The sequence below is a fragment of the Actinoplanes sp. NPDC023801 genome, assembly GCF_040639655.1.
Lineage (GTDB): Bacteria > Actinomycetota > Actinomycetes > Mycobacteriales > Micromonosporaceae > Actinoplanes.
The window spans coordinates 270,248-290,898 of record NZ_JBFAAI010000008.1 but is presented as its reverse complement, the minus strand read 5'-3'; the positions used below and the strand labels follow the sequence as shown (position 1 = coordinate 290,898).

The following is a 20,651-nucleotide window of genomic DNA, read 5'->3' as shown; positions in this document are numbered from 1 at the left end:
CACGACAAAGGGGGAACAGCGTGACCACTCCGGTTCTTCAAGCGAAAGGCCTGACCAAGCGGTACGGCCGGGTCGTCGCGATCGACGGCAGCGACCTGGAACTGCTACCGGGTGAGATCCTCGCGGTGATCGGTGACAACGGCGCCGGAAAGTCCAGCCTGATCAAGGCCCTGTCCGGCGCTGTCGTGCCGGACAGCGGTGAGATTCTGCTGGACGGCAAGCCGGTTCATTTCCGTAATCCGATGGACGCCCGGGCCGCCGGGATCGAAACCGTCTACCAGACGCTTGCGGTGGCGCCCGGCCTGGACATCGCCGACAACCTGTTCCTGGGCCGGGAGCAGCGCCGGCCCGGCCCGCTCGGTTCGGTGCTGCGGATGCTTGATCGCAAGCGGATGCGGGAGGAGGCCACCCGGCACATGAGCGAGCTGGGTGTCGCCACCTTGCAGAACATCGGGCAGGCGGTGGAGTCGCTCTCCGGTGGGCAGCGTCAGGCTGTCGCGGTGGCCCGGTCGGCCGCCTTCGGCAGCAAGGTGGTGATCCTCGACGAGCCGACCGCCGCGCTCGGCGTCAAGGAGGGCAACCGGGTGCTCCAGCTGATCCGCGACGTCCGGGACCGGGGCCTGCCGGTCATCCTGATCAGCCACAACATGCCGCACGTCTTCGAGGTCGCGGACCGGATCCACATTCAGCGGCTGGGCCGCCGGATCGCGGTGATCGACCCGGCTGCGCACTCGATGTCGGACGCGGTGGCCATCATGACCGGCGCCGCCGCGCCGCCGGCGGGCTGATTTCCTCAACCGGTCGCCGCCTGCGACCGATCAGGCCCACATGTGGAAACGCCGGGTCCGGCCGCGAGTGCGGAGCACCTCCCGCCTGTTCGCGACGTTCGCGGCGGCGAGCCTCGTACCCGTGGTGGCTCTGGGTGCGCTCGTGCTGCAGGACTATTCCAAGGACGCGGCCGAGCAGGGGCGTGCCCAAGGGCTGGCGCAGGCGGACGTCATCACCCAGATGGTTGTCGCACCGGCGCTGAACAGTGGCGAGTCGCCCACTCTCGGCGGAGATGATCTGAGCCGCCGCGGTCTGACCGTCGAGCAGCAGGACCGGATGCGTGAGGCTACCCGCCTGGCCGTCTTCAACGGGTCGGTGCAGCACCTGCGCCTGCGTGGGTTCAGTGGCCGGGTGATCTTCTCCGACGACGGGTCGAGCAGCAGTGGCGTACCCATCTCGGATCCGGATTTCCAGGCCGCCGCGAACGGTGAGCCGCGCGCCCGGGTGATCACCGGCCGCACCCAGACGATCCGGGTGATGCAGCCGATGTTCGCGGGCGCGACCGGGCAGTCGGTGGGCGTGGTCGAGGTGTATCTGCCGTACCAGAAGATCGCCGATCGGCTCGAGCAGCAGATCGCGCACACCTGGTGGAGCATCGGCGGCGGACTCGCCGTCCTCTATGTACTGCTGGCCATGCTGGCCTGGTTGACCACCCGCTCGTTGCGCCGGTACGCGGCCGACCAGCGGCACAATGCCCTGCACGACGCGCTCACCGGCCTGCCGAACCGGACCGCGTTCCGCACGTGGGTGGAGGAACGGCTGGACAGGGCGGCCCGTGACGGCGGCCACGGAGCCATGGTTCTCGTCGACCTCAACCGGTTCAAGGAGGTCAACGACACCCTGGGCCACCACGCCGGTGACGAGCTGCTGCGGGAGGTGTCGGCCCGGTTCCGGGGCGCGCTCGACCCGGACGACATCCTGGCCCGGCTCGGCGGTGACGAGTTCGCGTTGCTGTTGCCCGGCCGGGATCGTGCCGAGGCGGTGGCGCTGCTGGAGCAGGCCCGGGCCAGGCTCACCGAGGAGATGGTGCTGGACGGTGTGCCGCTCAGCATCGAGGCGAGTTTCGGCATCGCGCTCTATCCGGAGCACGGCCATCAGATGGAGGAGCTGAAGCAGCGTGCGGACGCCGCGATGTATCAGGGCAAGCGCGGCACCGTCGACATCGTCGTCTACTCCGGCGAGCAGGCCGCGCAGCCGCACCAGTGGCTGGTCGTGCAGGCCGAGCTGCGGCACGCCCTGGACCGCGACGAACTGGTTCTGCACTACCAGCCCAAGGTCGGTGTCAGCGACGGCACGGTCCGTGCCGTCGAGGCGCTGGTCCGCTGGCAGCATCCGGAGCGTGGCCTGGTGCCGCCGGGGGACTTCCTGCCGGCCGCCGAGCATTCCGGGCTGATCGTCCCGCTCACCGAGTGGGTGCTGCGCCGGGCCCTGACCGACCAGCTCGGCTGGACCGCCGCCGGGCAGCGGTGGGTCGTCTCGGTCAACGTGTCGGCCCGCAACCTGGAGGTGCCGGGTTTCCCGGCGCTGGTCGCCGGACTGCTGGCCGAGCACCGCACGGCACCGCAGTGGTTGATGCTCGAGGTGACGGAGACGGCTCTGGCCGGGGACACGGACACCGTGCACCGGGCGATCGCGGAGCTGTCGGCTCTCGGTGTCGGCATCTCGGTCGACGACTTCGGGGCCGGTTACACGAGCCTCGCGCACCTGCGTGGCTTCCCGGCCGCGGAGATCAAGATCGATCGGGCGTTCGTCAAGGACCTGGCGCACGACCCGCAGAGCCGGGCCATCGTCCGGTCGGTGATCGAGCTGGCGCACGGTCTGGGCAGCCGGGTCACGGCCGAGGGTGTGGAGACGCCCGAGGTGTACCGCTGGCTGATCGACGCCGGCTGTGACGAGGCGCAGGGCTATCTGATCGGGCGTCCGGTCCCGTGGCCCCAGGTTTCGCCGGACTTTTTCGTACCCGTGACTGATTCAGAAGGGGCTATTCGATGAGGCTTGTACGTCGTGGTATCGCTGTCCTCGGCATTGCCGCCGTCCTCGGAACGGCCGGCTGTTCCGGCGCGACGATGACCACCGAGGCCGGTCAGCTGGACGAGGTCGCCGCCGTGACCAGGGACGAGGCGCTGCACGCGCTGCTTCCCGACGACGTCAAGGCGCGCGGCTTCATCCGCCTGGTGACGGACGCGAGCTATGCGCCGATGGAGTACTTCGCCGCCGACGGGCGTACGATCATCGGTTTCGAGCCGGATCTGGCTGCGGCGCTCGGTCAGGTCCTCGGCATCCGGGTCGAGATGGTGGTGGGCGCGTTCAGCACGGCCGTGGACGAGGTGGAGGCCGGCACCTATGACGGCGTGCTCTCCTCGATGACCGACACCGTCGAACGGCGGAAGAAGGTCGACTTCGTCAACTACTTCTCCACCGGCACGTCGATCCTGGTGCAGCGGGGCAACCCCCGTGGCATCGCCGATCTCCAGGACATCTGCGGGCAGGCGGCCGCCACCGAGAAGGGCACCTACCACGAGGGGATGCTGATCCGCCTGCGCAAGCAGTGCGGTGACCGGAGGCTGACCATTCACAGCCTGCCGACGAACGCGGACGCCCTGGTGGAGCTGCGGAGCGGCCGGGTGGCCGTGGTGCTGCAGGACTACCCGCCCGCCGCGTTCGTCACCACCGATCAGCGGACCAGCGCGTTCTTCCAGCTCGCCTCGGACCAGCAGTACGAGCCGGGCCTCTTCGGCATCGCGGTGGACCGGGACAACGACAAGCTGCGCGACTGCCTGCGCGACGCCCTGCAGCGTTTGATCGACTCCGGGGTCTACAGCGATCTGCTGGCCCGGTGGGAGCTGTCCGCCAGCGGGGTGAAGGCCGCGACGGTCAACGCGGGATAGGTCGACGCGGGATAGAAGGACATGGTTCGCTACACGATCGTGTAGTACGCTACACGTGTGAGTAGTGACAGCGACCTTACGGCCCGCGCCCGCATCCGGGACGCCGCGATCGCGCTCTTCACCGAGCGCGGCATCGCGGGCGCCACGATCCGGGACATCGCCCAGGCCGCCGGCGTCTCCTCGGGCCTGCTCCGGCACCACTTCGGGTCCAAGGAGGGCCTGCGCGACGCCTGCGACGAGTTCGCGCTGGCCCGGATCACCCAGTTGCAGATGGCGTTCACCGAGTCGCAGGCGCTCGGTGGCGCGCTGGCCCCCGACGCCATGGCCCTCCAGCAGTACCTGGTCCGATCCCTGATGGACGGTTCACCCCGCGGCCAGGCCATGTTCGCCGCCGCGGTGCAGGGCGGCGAACGCTGGCTGGCCGGCACGAAACTGGAGACCGACGACCCGCGCGCGTTCGTCGCGGTCCTCGGCGCCATGAAGTTGGGCATGTTCCTGATGCGTGACCAGCTGACCGCGGCGCTCGGCGAGGACGTCGGGGAGCTGCCCGGTTACGTGCGGATGATCCGGGCCAGCCTGGAGATCTTCAGCCAGCCACTTCTCACTCCTGAGCAGGCCGAACAGGGAATGAAAGCCCTGGATCGGCTCAGAGATTCATCAACGGGAGAGAAGGGGCCATGGCGGATGCCATCGATGCCGGAGGACTGATCAAACGGTTCGGGGCAGTCACTGCTCTGGACGGGCTGGACCTGCGGGTCCGGACCGGGGAGGTGCACGGCTTCCTCGGGCCGAACGGGGCCGGCAAGACGACCACCATCCGCGTGCTGCTCGGGCTGATGCGTCTCGACGGCGGATCGGCGCGGTTGCTCGGCGGGGACCCCTGGGCCGACGCCACGGCACTGCATCGCCGGTTGGCGTACGTGCCGGGTGATGTCACGTTCTGGCCCAATCTGACCGGCGGCGAGGTGATCGACCTGCTCGGCCGCCTGCGAGGTGGCCTCGACCGCAAGCGCCGCGACGACCTGATCGAGCGGTTCGAGCTCGATCCGCGCAAGAAGGGCCGGGCCTACTCCAAGGGCAACCGGCAGAAGGTGGCGCTGGTCGCGGCGCTCGCCTCCGATGTGGAGCTGCTCATTCTCGACGAACCGACCTCCGGGCTCGACCCCCTGATGGAGGAGGTCTTCCGGGAGGTGATCCTTCAGGAGAAGAGACGCGGCGATCGTACGGTCCTGTTGTCCAGCCACATCCTGTCCGAGGTCGAGGCGCTCTGCGACCGGCTGACCATCATCCGGGCCGGCCGATCGGTGGAGAGCGGCACCCTGGCCGATCTGCGGCACCTGACCCGCACCACGATCCGCGCCGAACTGGCCGGGCCGGTCAACGGGCTGGCCGGCCTCGCCGGGGTGCACGACCTGACGACCGAGGACGGCCGGGTCACCTTCGACGTCGACGCCGACGCCCTCGACCCGGCGCTGAAATCGCTTGTCGCTGCGGGGGTACGCAGCCTGGTCAGCCAGCCGCCGTCGCTTGAGGAGCTGTTCCTGCGGCACTACACGCGCGACGCGGACAGCCGGGAATCGGAGCGGGCCCGATGACCGGGACGTTGCGCCTGCTCCGGCTGGTGCTGCGGCGTGACCGGTTCGTCCTGCCGTTCTGGGTGCTGGGGCTGGGCCTGCTGCCCTACGTCTACGCGTCCGGGTTCGACACCCTGTTCGCCACCGCACAGGAACGCGTCGAGTACGCCCGGATCAGCGCCGCCAACGCCGGTTTCGTGGCCCTGTACGGCCCACTGCACGGTGACAGCATCGGTGAACTGGTGGTGTGGCGCGGCGGCTTCGTGCCCGTCATGGTCGGCCTGGCCGCGCTGCTCACCGTCATCCGGCACACCCGGGCCGACGAGGAGGCCGGCCGCACCGAGCTGATCCGGGCCACCGTGGTCGGCCGGTTCGCGCCGATGGCCGCGGCACTGCTCGCAACCGTGGCGGCAGGCCTGGTCATGGGCGTGATCGTGACGGTCACCCTGATCGGGCACGGGATGCCCACCGGCGGTTCGGTGGCCCTCGGTGTGGTCTTCGCCGTCAGTGCCTGGGTGTTCGCCGGCGTCGGCGCGGTCGCGGCGCAGCTCAGCGGCACTGCTCGCGGGGCGCGGGCGATCGGGGTGCTGATCCTCGGTGCGACCTGGGTGCTGCGGCTCGCCGGGGACATGTCGGCGACCGGGGACGGCAGCCTCGCGTGGTTGTCCTGGCTGTCACCGATCGGCTGGGTGCACCGGGTCTTCCCGTTCGGCGCGGACGACTGGTGGCCGGTGGTGCTGACGTTCGTTGCGACCCTGGTCACCGTGGTCCTCTCGGCGTACCTGCTGACCCGCCGTGATCTCGGCGGTGGCCTGCTCGCGGGACGACCGGGACCGGCCGGTGCGGCGCCGTCGCTGCGCTCACCGGTGGCGCTCGCCTGGCGGCTGCACCGTGGCCTGCTGTTCGGGTGGGTCGCCGGGTTCGCCGCGCTGGGCCTGATCTTCGGCGCGGTGGCCTCCAGCGTGGTGGCACTCGCCGAGGACTCGGCCGGGGTGGGCGAGATGTTCGCCCGGATCGGCGGGTCGGACGGGGTGCTGGACGGCTACTTCGGGACCGTCGCGCCGATCTGCGGGGTGCTGTCCGCCTGCTACGCGGTGCAGGCCGCGCTGCGGATCCGTGACGAGGAACAGGCCGGGCACGCCGAGGCGATTCTCAGCACCGACGTCAGCCGGATCGCCTGGGCCGCCGGCCACCTGCTGTTCGTGCTGGCCGGACCCGCTGCGGCCCTGCTCGCCGAAGGGCTGATGACCGGACTGGTGCACGGCGACGTCGTACTGATGGTCGAGGTGGCGCTCGTGCAGCTGCCCGCGGTGTGGGTGCTGGCCGGGCTGGCGATGCTGCTGATCGGAGTGGTCCCGAGGGCGGCGGCGGGCGCCTGGGCCGGCATTGCCGTAGTGCTGCTGCTCATGCTGGCCGGGCCGTTGCTCGGGTTCGATCAGTGGGTGCTCGACCTGTCGCCGTTCACCCACGTGCCGCAGCTGCCGGGAGCCGGCTTCACGGCCGTACCGCTGATGAATCTGACCTTGATCGCGGCCGCCCTCGGCGGCGCCGGACTGCTCGCCCTGCGCCGCCGGGACGTCCCGGGTTAGTCCTTCGGCCGTTTCGGCAGGACCAGTTCCTCGTGGTCCAGCTCGCGGTTGAGGACCCGCAGGCTGTCGTCGGCGAGGCGGCCCGCGTCGCGCCAGCGCAGCAGCTCCTCGCGTTCGGCGTCGATGACGGCCTGGCGGACCATCAGGGCCGCCTCGTACTGGGGCGACTGCGGCACCTCGTGCGATCCGACCTGTTCCAGCAGGTCGAGTCGCCGCCGGTACCGGTCCAGGCGGACCTCGAGCTGCTTGCGCATCGTCTCGATCGCCTCGTCCTCGACGTGGTCGTGCTGCTCCTCCTGGATGTCGTCGAGCCGGTGCAGGGCGGCCTTCACAGCGGCCGAGCGGGCCTCGTTGCGGAGCCGGGCCAGGTCCTTCTTGTCGGCGCGCAGGCCCAGCCAGCGGACCAGCGGCGCGAAGGTGAGGCCCTGGCCGACCAGGGTGACCAGCACGACCATCAGGGCGCAGAAGACCATCAGATCGTGGTTCGGGAAGTTGTCCGGGATGATGAAGACCGCCGCCAGCGTGATCACGCCGCGGGTGCCGGCCCAGCTCAGCGCGGTGACCTCCCGGCCGGACAGCGGCTCCTGCCGGGTCCGGCCGTCCGTGACCTCCATGTCGTCGTCCTGCTGGCCGCCCAGGCGCAGGTGCAGCTGACGCGGCAGCAGCTGGGTGACGACGAGCCAGAACGGGCGGACCAGCAGCACCACACCCAGGGTGACGGCCACCGCGACGACGACCTGGCTCAACGGGTAGTCGCGCAGACCCCTGATGATCTCCTTGACCTGCATGCCGATCAGCAGGAAGACCGCGCCCTCCAGAAGGAAGTCGATCAGCCGCCAGACGGCTGCGGTCTGCAGACGGCTGGCACCGGTGGTGTAGCGCGGGGTGTCGTGGCCGATGATCAGGCCGGCGACCACCACCGCGAGCACACCGGAGAAACGGTGGTTGTGCTCGGCGATCGCGAAGGCGGCGAGCGGCGTGATGATCGACAGCGCGTTGGCGCTCAGCGGGTCGGACCGCAGCGGCTTCAGGAACCGCACGACGTAGGCGGTCACCACACCGATGAGCACACCGCCGGCCGCGGAGATGACGAACTTGCCGACCGCGTTGTCGTACGAGAAGTCACCGTCGCGCTGAGCGGCGATCGCCACGGTGAGCAGGGTCAGCGCGGTCGCGTCGTTGAGCAGGCCCTCACCCTGGATGAGAGTGATCAGTTTGCCGGGCAGCCCGGCCTTGCGCCCGACGGCGAGCGCCGCGACCGGGTCCGGCGGGGCGACCGCCGCGCCCAGGGCGATGCCGGTGGCGAGCGTCGCCCCGGTCACCCAGTACGAGAAGCCGAAGCCGAGCAGCAGGGCGGTGATCAGCACCAGCACCACCGAGAGGCTGATGACGGTCCGCATGTTGCGCCGGATGTCGAGCAGAGACGAGTCGAGCGCCGCGTTGTAGAGCAGCGGGGGGAGGACGAACATCAGGATGATCTCCTCCTCCAGGCGCAGGTTTTCCCCTGGCAGGTAGGAGTAGGCGATGCCGGTCAGCGTCAGTAGCACAGCGGCGGGGAGGCCGGTTTTCTCCGTGACCCAGTGGACCACGATGATCACCGCGACTGCCCCCAACGCGAACAGCAGGATCGTCTCGGGTGTCATTCGATCATTGTCGCTGCTGCTTTCCGGCCAGTTCGTCGCGGGCTGCGGTCAGTGCGGCACGGTTCTTCTCGATCACCGGGCGGGCCGTCCCGACGAGTTTCACGATCACCGGGTCGGTGCTGACCTTGAGGATCAGGCGGGCGAGCTTGGCGGCGTGCTCGTACGCGGCGAGCTGAGTCTCGACGTACAGGGCATCGAATTCGGCGGCGGTCGCGGACCGGTACCGCGCCAGAAGGGCTGACTGCTCCGAGTTCGGTTCCTGGGGCAGGCGGACGCTGAGCATGCCGGCAGCCTGCTTGACCTGGGCATCCAGCTTCTTGTGGTACGAGGCGAACCGCTTGCCGAGCTTGCGGACAGTTCGATCCGGACTCTTGCCGGCGGCCAGTCTGCCGGCTGCGATCTGGGCCAGGTTGCCCTGATGCGCAGCGATCAGGAAGGCGGCCTCCGGGCTGGCCGGGCGGGCCGCCACGACGGCGTGGTGGGTGCCCGCGGGCAGCGCGGGTGCGGCGGTCGCGGCGCCGGCCGGAAGGAGCGTCAGGGCGGCGACACTCAACGTAAAAATCTTGTGACGAAAATGCATGAACGCATTATAAGTTGGACAAGCCGGACAATCCGATGGCTTGCTCGAACGGTGGTGCCCGGGAACGGCTGCATGAGATGGGTGTACCGGCGCCGGCGTGGTACGGAACGCGCGACGCGCCCGACCATCTCACGATGGTCGAGCGCGTCTCGGAAGGGATCCGCGGTGCCGGTTGCCACCGGTGGAGGGAACCGCCCACATGCCGAACATGGAGCGGCCCCTCGACGTCAACTCCGCGCTCGAGGAGTTCCTCGATGATCAGTAGCGGTAGTGCTCCGGCTTGTACGGGCCCTCGATGTCGACGCCCAGGTACTCGGCCTGCTTCTTGGTGAGGGTGGTGAGGCGGACGCCGAGCGCGTCCAGGTGCAGCCGGGCCACCTTCTCGTCCAGGTGCTTCGGCAGGACGTAGACCTGCTTCTCGTACTCGCCGGGCTTGGTCCAGAGCTCGATCTGGGCCATCACCTGGTTGGTGAACGAGTTCGACATCACGAAGCTCGGGTGACCGGTCGCGTTGCCGAGGTTCATGAGGCGGCCCTCGGACAGGACGATCACCGAGTGACCGTCCGGGAAGCGCCACTCGTGCACCTGCGGCTTGATCTCGACCTTCTCGATGCCCGGGACCTTGGCCAGCCCGGCCATGTCGATCTCGTCGTCGAAGTGACCGACGTTGCCGACGATCGCGTTGTGCTTCATCGCCGACAGGTGCTCGACGGTGATGATGTCGGTGCCGCCGGTCGTGGTGATGAAGAGGTCCGCCTCACCGACCACGTCCTCGATCCGGACGACCTGCATGCCGTCCATCGCCGCCTGCAGAGCGCAGATCGGGTCGACCTCGGTGACGACGACGCGGGCACCCTGGCCGCGCAGCGTCTCCGCCGAGCCCTTGCCGACGTCGCCGTAACCGCAGACCACGGCCAGCTTGCCGCCGAGCATCACGTCGGTCGCGCGGTTGAGACCGTCGACCAGCGAGTGCCGGATGCCGTACTTGTTGTCGAACTTGCTCTTGGTGACCGCGTCGTTGACGTTGATCGCCGGGAAGAGCAGCGTGCCCTCCTTGGCGAGCTTGTAGAGCCGGGCCACGCCGGTGGTGGTCTCCTCGGTGACACCCTTGATCTCGGCAGCGATCTTGGTGAAGCGCTGCTTGTCCGAGGCGAGGCTGCCGCGCAGCGTCTCCAGGATGATCGAGTACTCATGGTTGTCGTTCTCGGTGGTCTGCGGCACCGCGCCGGCCGCCTCGAACTCGACACCCTTGTGCACCAGCAGGGTGGCGTCACCACCGTCGTCGAGGATCATGTTCGGGCCGGCGCCGTCGCCGAAGTCGAACAGGCGCATGGTGGCCCACCAGTACTCCTCGAGCGTCTCGCCCTTCCAGGCGAAGACCGGCACACCGGCGGGGGCGTCGACCGTCCCGTTCGGGCCGACGACGACCGCGGCGGCCGCCTCGTCCTGGGTGGAGAAGATGTTGCAGGACACCCAGCGGACCTCGGCACCGAGCGCGACCAGGGTCTCGATCAGGACGGCGGTCTGCACGGTCATGTGCAGCGAGCCGGCGATCCGGGCACCCCGCAGCGGCTTGCTGTCGCCGAACTCCGTGCGCAGCGACATCAGGCCGGGCATCTCGTGCTCGGCGAGACGGAGCTGGTGGCGGCCGGCCTCGGCCAGCGACAGGTCGGCGACCGCGAAGTCGAGACCGTTGACGGATCGAAGTTTGTCGCTCATGGAAAGAGGGCTCCTCCCTCTCAGGAGGCGCCCTTGCGTCAAGAAGCCCGGCCGAGCGTGGCGGACCGCTGTTCATCGACAGCGAAGTCCGTTGCAGCGCCTCTCGGTAGGACCGGGAACCACTTTAACGCGCCCGAGACAAGATCACATCCGCCGGAGTGTTCCGTCGGTGTCCGTAATCACATACGTTCCGTCACCGAGTACTTCCATGTCGTATTGGCTGACGGTTGTTATCTCGATCTCGCCGAGGAGCCGCCCGGTGTGAGCGTCGACGCGGAGATGCCGCCACCAATCGGTGTCGTCCTCCTCCCCGTAGGCCCCGTAGACGACCGCGACGACAGTGTCGTCGTCCAGGAACCCGGGACTCCACTCGAGGGACACGCCGTCCGCGTCCTCGTCGAAGCCGAAATCCGCCAGCGTGCAGCGGAACAGCACCTCGCCCCCGGGGAACGCGTGCACGGCCAGGTCCTCGGCGTCGTGGCCCACGGTGACGAACCGGGTCCCGTCCGGCGAGACGCCGTGCAGCGAACGGTCGCCCCAGCCGTAGTCGTGCGGGGCCGCGGCGGGCGTACCCAGATAGATCTGGATGCCGTCCTGCCCCTCGCCGACCTCCAGCAGCATCCGGCCGTCGGACAGCGGGTACTGGTCACCGCCGTGCCCCACGGTCGGCAGCACGTGCCGGTCGCGCAGTTCGCCGGTGACGGCGTCAAGCACGATCCACTCGTCCTCGCGGCCGCGGTCGGCCATCGCGTTCGGCGCGTAGACCCAGACCAGCGAGTCGTCGGCGGACAGCTCGACATCGGTGTACGAGACGCCGCAACCGGGGCCGCGCGCGCCGAGGTCGAAACGCCACTCCTCCCGGCCGTCCGGGTCGACGCGCAGCACGGCGGTGTCGGTCGCATAGATCAGCCGGTCACGGGACCGGGTGACCGCGTGACCCTCGCTGCCGGGCTCCTTGAAGGTGCTCCGGGGTGGGACGGCGAACGTTCGTACCAGCTCGAGCCCGGTGTCGTCGATGTCGGTGTCGTAGACCTCGACGACGTTGTCCATTTTGCGGGAGAACACGCGCACGCGGGCAGCCTAGCGTGGGTTCGAGGGGTCACGCGAAGGGGCGAGAAAACATCAAGAACCTTCCATAGAACGTCACAAAACCATCATTCTGTACGGCGTGAAGCACCCGTACCGGATCCGGGAGATAGCCACGCGTGCCGGGCTGAGCCAGGCCACCGTTGATCGTGTGCTGCACCACCGCGGAGGGGTACGGGAAAGCACCGTCCGCGCGGTTCACCAGGCGATCGCCGATCTGGACCGGCAGGAGCAGGCGCAGTCCGGCCGCCCGTTCGTCATCGACGTGGTGCTGCGCACCTCCCGGCGGTTCAGTGCCGCGGTCCGGGTCGCGTGCGAGGCCGAGACCCCGGAGTTCGCCCCGGTGGCGGTCCGCACCCGGGTGCATCCGACCGACGAGCCGGCCGCGGCGCTCGAGCGGATCGGCCGGTCCCGCTCGCGCGGGCTGATCCTGCTGGCCCCGCCCGCGCCCGGGGTGGCCGACGCGATGGCCCGGCTGAGCGTCCCGGTGGTCACCCTCAATCACGATCTGCCGGCCGGCAAACGCATCGCGCACGTCGGGGTGGACGGCTTCGACTCCGGGGCGACGGCCGCGTACCTGGTCGAGCGGCTGCTCGCGGACCGGGCCGGTGACGTGCTGCTGATCAACGGGCGGGGCGAGCGTGCGGAGGGCTTCCGCTCGGTCCTGCCGTCCCGGCGTCTCCTCACCGTGGACAGCTCGGACACCGGCCCGTTACGGACGGTCCTCGCCGCGAACCCCTCGATCCGTGCCGTCTACTCTGCCGGGACCAGCGGGAACGCGGCCGTGGTCGCCGCCTTCGCGGCCGAGCGCCGCAACTACGACGCCTTCGTGGCGCACGGCCTGGACCGGGAGAACGCCACCCTGCTGCGCGAGCACCGGATCTCCGCGGTGCTGCACCAGGATCTGCGCGCCGACGTACGGCACGCCTGCCGGGCGATCCTGCGGGCCCAGGGCGTGCTGCCCGGCCCGATCCGGTCACACCCGTCGGCGGTGCACGTCATCACGCCGTTCAATGTGCCGCCCGCTGAGTTCTGAGACCGTGCGCCGCATCAGGACCGTCTCACGCTGTCATCTTGCGGCGTCTTGCAAAAACTCGGCAGATCAACGAAATAGATGAACGAAGCATTGTGAGTTAGATCTCCCTGCATCTATCGTCGGCTCACCTTCCTCGACGAAAAGAGCCTTCGATGTCCTCTGACGAGAGGCGGACCGGCGTTCCACCGCGCTGGTCCGTCCTTCTTCTCGGCGTGGTGCTCGGCGCCACCGGCATCCCGTACGCCGCCGAGGCCGCTCCCACGGCCACCAGGGTCACCCGGGCCGCCCTGGACCCGGTCCTGTCCGCCGGCCGCGGCGCGACCGTCGCCTTCCTGGAGCAGGAGGCCGAGAACGCCGCCACCAACGGAACCGTGATCGGACCGGACCGCACCGCCTACACGCTGCCCGCCGAAGCGTCCGGCCGGTCCGCGGTCACTCTCGACCCGGGCGAATGGGTGGAGTTCACCCTGCCCCGGGCGGCCAACGCGATCACCGTGCGGTACAGCATCCCGGACGCGCCGAACGGTGGCGGGATCACCGCGCCGCTGACCGTCGGTACCAGGCACGGCACCCGCACCATGACGCTGACCTCGCAGTACTCGTGGCTCTACAACCAGTACCAGTTCAGCAACGACCCGCAGGCCGACCTGCTCCACCCGGACTGGTGGATCACCGAGTGCCAGTGCGTGCCGGCCGCCACGACCCCGGCCCCGGTGATCACCAAGCCGTTCCGGCCGGCGCACTTCTACGACGAGCAGCGGCTGTTGCTGGGGCGCACGTACCGGGCCGGCGACAAGGTCCGGCTCACCGCCCGGAACGTGCCCACCACCATCGACCTGCTCGACTCGGAACTCGTCGGCCTGCCGAAGGTCGATCTGACCGGCGTCAATCCGCTGCTCTTCGGCGCCGACCCGACCGGGCGGCGGGATTCCGCGCCGGCCATCGAGCGTGCGATCGCGTACGCCAGGAAGATCGATCGCAAGGTCTATCTGCCGCCGGGCGTCTTCCAGGTGAACCGGCACATCGTCGTCGACGACGTGACGATCACCGGCGCCGGCAACTGGTACACGATCATCAAGGGCCGTGAGGTCGCTCTCGACGAGCCGGCCCCGGACGGCTCGGTGCACACCGGCGTCGGGTTCTACGGCAGGAGTGCCGCCGAGGGCGGTAGCCGCAACGTGCACCTGTCCGGGTTCGCGATCCAGGGCGACGTACGCGAGCGGATCGACACCGACCAGGTCAACGGGGTCGGCGGGGCGATGAGCGACTCGACGATCGACGGGCTGTACATCCAGCACACCAAGGTCGGTCTCTGGTTCGACGGCCCGATGTCGAACACGAGGGTCACGAACAACATCATCGTGGACCAGATCGCGGACGGGCTCAACTTCCACACCGGGGTCGTGAACTCGGTGGCCCGCAACAACTTCGTCCGCAACACCGGCGACGACGCGCTGGCCATGTGGGCGGAGAGGACCACCAACGCCGGCAACACCTTCGACCGCAACACGGTGCAGTCGCCGACCCTGGCCAACGGCATCGCGATCTACGGCGGCCGCGACACCACGGTGTCGAACAACCTGGTCGCCGACCCGGTGCGGGAGGGCAGCGCCCTGCACGCCGGCACGCGCTTCTCCGCCGAGCCGTTCACCGGGTTCCTGCGGTTCACGAACAACACCACGGCGCGGTCCGGCACTTTCGAGCTGAACTGGCGGATCGGCCTCGGCGCGATCTGGTTCTACGCCCTGCAGGGCAGCTTCGACTCGGACATCCGCGTCAGCGGCGACCACTACCTGGACAGCACCTACAACGCGATCATGCTGGTCTCCGAGTGGGGCGTGAAGGACCTCTACTCGATCGACGCGATCAGGTTCTCCGACATCAGGGTCGACGGTACGGGTACCAGCGTCCTGAGCGCCCGCGCCGGCGGCTCCGCGTCCTTTAAGAACGTCGACGCCCGCAACGTCGGTGCGGCCGGTGTGAACAACTGCGGTCGCTTCGGCTTCCCCGCCACCGGCTCCGAGTTCGGGCTCACCGACCTCGGCGGCAACGACGGCGGCTGGCTCGGGCCGTACGTCCCGAACGTGATCACCTGCGACGACCGCCCGCCGGTCGTCCCGCCACCGGCCCCGTCCGAGTGGTGATCTGAGCCGCTTTCACCCGGCCGTGGCGACCACAGAGTGTCGTCACGGCCGCTGCGGGTAATAGGGTACGCGCGGTTGGTTTCCGGGAGCGGGGCTTGGGTAGCCTGGTCGGCGCTGCGTGGACCGGAAGATGGGAAGTACGTTGAGTCGAACCCTGTTGGTCACCGGTGGTGCCGGATTCGTCGGTAGTGCCTTGATCCGGTCGCTCCTGAACGACTTCCCGGACGCCGCCGTGGTCTCGCTGGACAACTACTTCACCGGTACCCCGGAGAACCACGTCCACGACCCGCGCGTCACCTACATCGACGGGTCGACCACCGACATCGCCAAGATCTGGGCGGATCGCGGTCTCCCGGGGCCCGAGCTCGTCTTCCACCTCGGTGAGTACTCGCGTATTCCGCAGTCGTTCGAGGATCACGACCTGACGTGGGACTTCAACCTCCTCGGCACCAAGGAGGTGGTCAAGTTCACGGCCGGGCAAGGCGCGAAACTGATCTATGCCGGCTCCAGCTCGAAATTCGGCAACGACGGTGAGGACGAGAACCTCAACCCGTATGCGTGGACCAAGGCCAAGAACATCGAGTACATCAAGAACTACTCGAACTGGTACGGCCTGGACTACGCCATCGCGTACTTCTACAACGTCTACGGTCCCGGTCAGATCACCCACGGCAAGTACGCCACCGTGATCGGCATCTTCGAGCGGCAGTACCTCGCCGGCGAGCCGCTGACCGTGGTTTCGCCCGGCACCCAGACCCGCGACTTCACCCACATCGACGATATCGTCCGTGGCCTGGTGCTGGTCGCCCGGGACGGGTCGGGTGACGGTTACCTGCTCGGCACCGGCTGCGAGTGGCCGCTGGCCAAGGTGGCCGAGATGTTCGGCACCGAGTTCGTGCTGGTCCCGGAGCGGCGTGGTGAGCGGGTCCGCGGCCAGGCCGACACCACCAAGGCCAACAGCCTGGGCTGGCACCCCGAGAAGCGGCTCGACGAGTACCTTGCCGAGTTCGTGGCGGCCCACCCGCGCCCACTGTGATTTTCCGGGACCGCTGAGCTTCCGGACCCGAGGCATGATTCGCCGCAGGTGGGGCATCCGGGGGCCATGCGCAACGGGATCAAAATCGTCGTAGTGTCCGGCCACGCTCCCCTGGTGCGCGGCCTGGAGCAACGCATCCCCGAGGCGACCGGGGGCCGGGCCGCCGTCGCCGGAACGGACGACGGCTCCGATGTGGCGGGGCTGCTGCGTGAGCCCGTACCCGATGTGGTCCTGGTCGATCTGGCGCCGCCCGCCGGGGTCGCGGCGATCTCGGCGTCGCGGTCCATGGCGCCGCAAGCCCGGGTCCTGGCCATGGCCGACGGAGACCCGGCGGCCGTGCTCGATGCATTGCGTGCCGGGGCGTCCGGCGTCCTGCCGCGCGGCGAGGAGGCGGTCCCACCGCTGCTCGCCGCTCTGGAGGGCTGGGCGGTCGTGCCCGTACCGCTGCTCGCCTCGCTGGTGGACCGGCCCGGACCGCAGCTCGCCCACACCGCGGCGGCCCAGCTCGACGACAACGACCGCCGGTTGCTGCGCCTGATCGCGACCGGCTCGTCGACCAGCGAGATCGCCGGGCTGCTGCACGTCTCCGACCGTACGGTGAAGCGCCTGACCGCCGCCCTGCTGCGCAAGATGCATGTCTCCAGCCGCACCGAGGCGGCCGCGGTGGCCGGCAGCGCCGGCCTCGTCTGAGAGGCCGGCGCTCAGGCCGCGGTTCAGCCGGTCGCGCGCGGCCGGTTCGTCACCGCGGACAGCGGCGTGGCCACGTCCTCCAGCGACTTGCCCTCCGCGTCGATGCCGATGAGCCACTCGACGATGCCGCCGATCGCCATCACGGCGGCGCCGATCAGGAACCCGATGAAGAGCCTGCCCGGGTCCTCGCCCTCGCCGATCAGCCAGCCGTAGAAGACCGGCCCGATCGCACCGAAGCACTGGGCGATCGCGAAGAACACCGCGATCGCCTGGGCCCGGATCTCCAGCGGGAAGATCTCGCTGACCGTCAGGTATGCCGAGCTGGCACCCGCCGAGGCGAAGAAGAAGATCACGCTCCACGCGATCGTCTGGGTGATCGCGTTCAGCGCGCCCTGGTGGAAGAGCACCGCGGTGATCGCCAGCAGGGCACCGGAGAGCAGGTACGTGCCGGAGATCATCTTGCGCCGGCCGACCGTGTCGAAGAGCCGGCCGATGGTGAGCGGCCCGATCAGGTTGCCGACCGCGAACGCCACCAGGTACAGCGGCGCCGCCTTCTCATCCACGCCGAAGAACTTGGTGAGCACCAGCGTGTAGGTGAAGAAGATCGCGTTGTACAGGAACGACTGCGTGATCATGAGGGTCGCACCGAGCGTCGACCGGGCGGGATAGAGCCGGAACAGCACCTTCAGCAGCGACAGGTAACCGTGCGGCTTCGTGGGCCGGATCTCGATCGCCTTCGAGTCGTCGAGCGGCTCCAGCGTCTGGCCGGAAGCCTCGGCGGCCCGCTCGATCCGGGCGATGTTCTCCTCGGCCTCCGCCTCCCGGCCGTGCATGACCAGCCAGCGCGGGCTCTCCGGCAGGTGCCGCCGCAGACCCCAGATCGCCACACCGATGATCGGGCCGAGCAGGAAGGCGATCCGCCACGCCCAGTCGAGCTCCACATTGTTGAGCAGGATGTACGTACCGAGCGTGCCGATGATGGCGCCACCCCAGTAGGTTCCGTTCACCCCGATGTCCACGCGGCCGCGATATTTCGCCGGCATCATCTCGTCGATCGCCGAGTTGATCGCGGCGTACTCGCCACCGATCCCGGCTCCCGCTATGAATCTCGTGAGGTACAGGAAGACCAGTGCGGCCGGTCCGTTGCCCCAGGTCAGTGCGGTGAGCGCGTTGCCGCCCAGATAGACGGCCAGGGTGACGATGAAGAGGTTCCGGCGGCCCAGCGCATCGGACAGCCGGCCGAAGAACAGCGCTCCGAAGACCTCGCCGAGCAGGTAGACGGTGGCGATCAGCCCTACCTGGGTGGAACTCAGCGCCAGTGTCTCCTGCTCGGCCAGTACCGGCCCGACCGCACTGGCCACGGTGATCTCGAGTCCGTCGAGGACCCAGGCGGTACCCAGGGCCATGACGATGCGGGTGTGGAACGGCGACCAGCTGAGCCGGTCGATACGTGCCGGGATGAGACTACGGATGGTTCCCGAACTCTCCGAACCGGAGGCCGGGGCAGCTTGCACCATGGACACACCTCCATATGCGTGATGTGGATCCCGCATACCCAGGAATCTCCCAGCTACCCGTTGCCATTCAAGATGACCTCTGGTTTTCGCGGTGGCGGTGAGCGGCGTGACGGGCACCGACGTGCTCGTCTGCAAGGACGACATTAACCCCTGCTGAGACGAGGGCCGGCTCCATGGGGCCGGCCCTTTCACGTCGCGCCGTCGACGTTGCGACGTTCCCGGTGCGGCTCATCCTTTCGGTTGATCAACTTTCTTACTTTTCCCTTTAGGCTGCCGGTGCAGTCATCTGCCTAGATCGATATGAAGCATCTCCATGCATTCACGGGAGATCGCAGTCAAACGGGGGAACGATCCCATGCGCACCAGATTGGCGGCCGCCACCGCGGCCGCGATGCTCGGTTCGGTCGTGCTCGTGTCCGGCGCCTCGCCGGCCCGCGCCGACTCGACCGTCCCGCTCTCCGTCAAGTCGGCGACCGACCTCCTCGCCGACGGCGTCAACAAGCGTCTCTTCTTCAACGACCGGACCAGCGGCGAGATCGTGGCCCTCGGCTACGACGGCGCCCTGCTCGGCAAATACTCCCTGCCCGCTCTCACCGACCTCACGCTCGAACCGGATTCGTCCGCCCTCTACGCGGCGGTGCCGGCCGCCCGCAAGATCGTCGCGATCAACCCGGCGACGCTCGAGCTCATCGCCGAGTACAAGCTCGGTGATGCCGTCGAGCCGGGCTTCCTGACGATCGCCGGCGGCAAGATCTGGTTCGGCTACGACGAGTCCGTCATGAAGGGCGAGATCGGCACGCTCGAGCTCACCGCCGAGGGGCCGGTCGTCACCCTGGCACTCGGCGGCGGTAACTGGTACGAAGCGCCCCGGCTTGCCGCCGCCGGTGGCAAGCTGGTCGCGATCGGGGACCGCGAGCACGCCACGTTCGACATCAGTGACGGCACGGTCGAGCCGCTGTCCCGGGTCGCCAGCTGGGAACGGCCGTTCGACCTGGCGGTCACACCGGACGGCGAACGCTTCCTGGCGGCCGAGAACAACGCCGGCGTCGTCGTACGCAAGGTGTCCGACCAGAGCGTGGTGCAGTCGCTCTCGGTTCCGACCGGCGCAATCGCCGTCGACGTGGCCGAGGACGGGACCGTGGCCGGCGCGGGCGACGGCTGGGCCGGGCCGGAGCTGAACATCTTCGCCCCCGGGACCGGCGCTCCGGTCCGTCAGTACGAGCTGTCCGGCGGCGGTGACTTCTACGGCGGCGACGGCTTCTTCTACGAGGCGGTGGCCTGGGAACCGGGTGGCACCCGGGTCTTCGGCATCGCGGGCGACTCCTACTACGACCGGTACACCCTGCGGACCTTCGACCAGCCGCGGAGCAACCGGCCCACGCTGACCCTGACCGGTCCCGCCTCCGCGCCCCGCGCGAAGGCGCTGACCATCAGCGGCACCCTGAACGCGTCGGTGCCGCTGCCCGCCGGTACCCCGGTCACCGTCACCCGGACCGACATCGAGTCGCCGGCCGGCCGCTTGCTCGGCACCCGCACGGTCGACGCGGCGGGCAAGTTCTCGTTCACCGACACCCCGGCCGTCGGCGGCCGGGTCACCTACAAGGTCAGCTACGCCGGCGACGCCACCCACTCCGCGGTGAGTGCCTCCAAGGCCGTCGAGGTCTCCCGGGCCACCACGTCGCTGGCGCTGAACAACAACGGCAAGGTCTACAACTACGGCGCGACCGCGTACTTCTCCGCGTACCTCGGCAAGACGTACAAGAACCGGGTCGTCGAGGTCTGGGCCGATCCGTACGGCGGTGACCAGCCGCGGCGGCTGCTGAAGCGGGCCACGGTCAACAGCAAGGGCTACGTCTACACATCCCTGAAGCTGTACCGCAACACGTCGGTCCAGGCCGTGTTCACCGGCGACGCCCAGTACGCGAACCGCGTCGTGACGGCCACCGTCCACGCGAAAACGAAGGTCGCGCTGAAGCTGAACAAGTACTACAAGACCGGCAAGATCGGCGGTACGACCTACCGGTACTACAAGAAGAAGGCCGACCCGGTCTTCACCGTGACGATGCCGAAGTACCCGTACCGGACCGCGTACCTGCGGGTCGACGTCCACTACCGGGGCAAGTGGCGGGCCTTCGGTGACGCCTACGTCGGCCAGGACAAATACGGCCGCTCCTTCATCCGCATGGAAAGCTCCGGCTCGGCCGGTTACAAGTTCCGGGTGCGTGGCGCGTACCGCAAGGGCGGCTCCGGCGACAGCGTCAACTACACCACCTACACGCCGTACCAGTACTTCTACATCAGCAAGTAGCGAGAAGGGTCCA

General features: G+C 68.9%; 16 protein-coding genes and 1 riboswitch. Of the genes, 11 read left to right on the top strand and 5 right to left on the bottom strand.

What is annotated here, in order from left to right; all coding sequences use genetic code 11:
* The first annotated feature begins 20 nt into the window (after positions 1 to 20).
* From AB0G04_RS17950 to AB0G04_RS17925, 6 genes are all read left to right on the top strand, one after another.
* Positions 21 to 788 (top strand): ATP-binding cassette domain-containing protein, encoded by a 768-nt coding sequence (locus AB0G04_RS17950; protein WP_360983326.1) that lies wholly within the window; start codon positions 21 to 23, stop codon positions 786 to 788.
* 67 nt (positions 789 to 855) lie between these two features.
* Positions 856 to 2,820: an EAL domain-containing protein gene (locus tag AB0G04_RS17945; RefSeq protein ID WP_360983324.1), complete on the top strand. Its 1,965-nt coding sequence runs from the start codon at positions 856 to 858 to the stop codon at positions 2,818 to 2,820.
* Complete coding sequence (locus AB0G04_RS17940; protein WP_360983321.1) at positions 2,817 to 3,716, top strand: ABC transporter substrate-binding protein; 900 nt, start codon at positions 2,817 to 2,819, stop codon at positions 3,714 to 3,716. The genes AB0G04_RS17945 and AB0G04_RS17940 overlap by 4 nt, the downstream gene beginning before the upstream one ends.
* 57 nt (positions 3,717 to 3,773) lie before the next feature.
* The gene (locus tag AB0G04_RS17935) at positions 3,774 to 4,424 is read left to right on the top strand and encodes a TetR family transcriptional regulator (protein ID WP_360983319.1); all 651 of its coding nucleotides are present in this window, start codon (positions 3,774 to 3,776) and stop codon (positions 4,422 to 4,424) included.
* Entirely contained in the window at positions 4,394 to 5,311 is a 918-nt protein-coding gene (locus tag AB0G04_RS17930; RefSeq protein ID WP_360983317.1) for an ABC transporter ATP-binding protein, read from the top strand. The genes AB0G04_RS17935 and AB0G04_RS17930 overlap by 31 nt, the downstream gene beginning before the upstream one ends.
* Positions 5,308 to 6,879: an ABC transporter permease gene (locus tag AB0G04_RS17925; protein ID WP_360983315.1), complete on the top strand. Its 1,572-nt coding sequence runs from the start codon at positions 5,308 to 5,310 to the stop codon at positions 6,877 to 6,879. Before AB0G04_RS17930 ends, AB0G04_RS17925 begins: the two co-directional genes overlap by 4 nt.
* On the opposite strand, the gene AB0G04_RS17920 is transcribed toward AB0G04_RS17925, so the two are convergent.
* From AB0G04_RS17920 to AB0G04_RS17905, 4 genes are all read right to left on the bottom strand, one after another.
* Positions 6,876 to 8,522 carry a Na+/H+ antiporter gene (locus tag AB0G04_RS17920; RefSeq protein ID WP_360983313.1) on the bottom strand — a complete coding sequence of 549 codons (1,647 nt, stop codon included), beginning with the start codon at positions 8,520 to 8,522 and terminating at the stop codon, positions 6,876 to 6,878. The two genes, AB0G04_RS17925 and AB0G04_RS17920, sit on opposite strands and share 4 nt — an antisense overlap.
* Before the next feature lie 4 nt (positions 8,523 to 8,526).
* The gene (locus tag AB0G04_RS17915) at positions 8,527 to 9,102 is read right to left on the bottom strand and encodes a DUF4142 domain-containing protein (RefSeq protein ID WP_360983310.1); all 576 of its coding nucleotides are present in this window, start codon (positions 9,100 to 9,102) and stop codon (positions 8,527 to 8,529) included.
* Between the two features lie 258 nt (positions 9,103 to 9,360).
* Positions 9,361 to 10,821, bottom strand: coding sequence for an adenosylhomocysteinase (gene ahcY, locus AB0G04_RS17910; protein WP_360983308.1), 1,461 nt, complete (start codon positions 10,819 to 10,821; stop codon positions 9,361 to 9,363).
* An 18-nt stretch (positions 10,822 to 10,839) separates the two neighbouring features.
* Positions 10,840 to 10,932: riboswitch (S-adenosyl-L-homocysteine riboswitch) on the bottom strand.
* Between the two features lie 33 nt (positions 10,933 to 10,965).
* Positions 10,966 to 11,892: a hypothetical protein gene (locus tag AB0G04_RS17905; protein ID WP_360983306.1), complete on the bottom strand. Its 927-nt coding sequence runs from the start codon at positions 11,890 to 11,892 to the stop codon at positions 10,966 to 10,968.
* 97 nt (positions 11,893 to 11,989) lie between these two features.
* Between AB0G04_RS17905 and AB0G04_RS17900 the strand changes: the two genes are divergently transcribed.
* From AB0G04_RS17900 to AB0G04_RS17885, 4 genes are all read left to right on the top strand, one after another.
* Positions 11,990 to 12,943 carry a LacI family DNA-binding transcriptional regulator gene (locus AB0G04_RS17900; protein ID WP_360983304.1) on the top strand — a complete coding sequence of 318 codons (954 nt, stop codon included), beginning with the start codon at positions 11,990 to 11,992 and terminating at the stop codon, positions 12,941 to 12,943.
* Positions 12,944 to 13,095: 152 nt separating this feature from the next.
* Positions 13,096 to 15,087, top strand: coding sequence for a glycosyl hydrolase family 28-related protein (locus AB0G04_RS17895; RefSeq protein ID WP_360983302.1), 1,992 nt, complete (start codon positions 13,096 to 13,098; stop codon positions 15,085 to 15,087).
* Positions 15,088 to 15,229: 142 nt separating this feature from the next.
* Positions 15,230 to 16,123 carry an NAD-dependent epimerase/dehydratase family protein gene (locus AB0G04_RS17890; protein WP_360983300.1) on the top strand — a complete coding sequence of 298 codons (894 nt, stop codon included), beginning with the start codon at positions 15,230 to 15,232 and terminating at the stop codon, positions 16,121 to 16,123.
* Positions 16,124 to 16,189: 66 nt separating this feature from the next.
* Positions 16,190 to 16,813, top strand: a complete 624-nt coding sequence (locus AB0G04_RS17885; protein WP_360983298.1) for a response regulator transcription factor — start codon at positions 16,190 to 16,192, stop codon at positions 16,811 to 16,813.
* A 23-nt stretch (positions 16,814 to 16,836) separates the two neighbouring features.
* Here AB0G04_RS17885 and AB0G04_RS17880 read toward each other — a convergent pair whose 3' ends face one another.
* Entirely contained in the window at positions 16,837 to 18,330 is a 1,494-nt protein-coding gene (locus AB0G04_RS17880; RefSeq protein ID WP_360983296.1) for an MFS transporter, read from the bottom strand.
* Between the two features lie 355 nt (positions 18,331 to 18,685).
* On the opposite strand from AB0G04_RS17880, the gene AB0G04_RS17875 reads away from it, so the two are divergent.
* The gene (locus tag AB0G04_RS17875) at positions 18,686 to 20,638 is read left to right on the top strand and encodes a hypothetical protein (protein ID WP_360983294.1); all 1,953 of its coding nucleotides are present in this window, start codon (positions 18,686 to 18,688) and stop codon (positions 20,636 to 20,638) included.
* The last annotated feature ends 13 nt before the right edge of the window (positions 20,639 to 20,651 follow it).

Bases quoted from the DNA above. Each gene is read 5' to 3' on its own strand.
- AB0G04_RS17885 (WP_360983298.1), top strand. From the start codon at position 16,190: ATGCGCAACGGGATCAAAATCGTCGTAGTGTCCGGCCACGCTCCCCTG.
- AB0G04_RS17875 (WP_360983294.1), top strand. From the start codon at position 18,686: ATGCGCACCAGATTGGCGGCCGCCACCGCGGCCGCGATGCTCGGTTCG.
- AB0G04_RS17915 (WP_360983310.1), bottom strand. From the start codon at position 9,102: ATGCATTTTCGTCACAAGATTTTTACGTTGAGTGTCGCCGCCCTGACG.
- AB0G04_RS17925 (WP_360983315.1), top strand. From the start codon at position 5,308: ATGACCGGGACGTTGCGCCTGCTCCGGCTGGTGCTGCGGCGTGACCGG.
- AB0G04_RS17930 (WP_360983317.1), top strand. From the start codon at position 4,394: ATGGCGGATGCCATCGATGCCGGAGGACTGATCAAACGGTTCGGGGCA.
- AB0G04_RS17940 (WP_360983321.1), top strand. From the start codon at position 2,817: ATGAGGCTTGTACGTCGTGGTATCGCTGTCCTCGGCATTGCCGCCGTC.
- AB0G04_RS17895 (WP_360983302.1), top strand. From the start codon at position 13,096: ATGTCCTCTGACGAGAGGCGGACCGGCGTTCCACCGCGCTGGTCCGTC.
- ahcY (WP_360983308.1), bottom strand. From the start codon at position 10,821: ATGAGCGACAAACTTCGATCCGTCAACGGTCTCGACTTCGCGGTCGCC.
- AB0G04_RS17920 (WP_360983313.1), bottom strand. From the start codon at position 8,522: ATGACACCCGAGACGATCCTGCTGTTCGCGTTGGGGGCAGTCGCGGTG.
- AB0G04_RS17880 (WP_360983296.1), bottom strand. From the start codon at position 18,330: ATGGTGCAAGCTGCCCCGGCCTCCGGTTCGGAGAGTTCGGGAACCATC.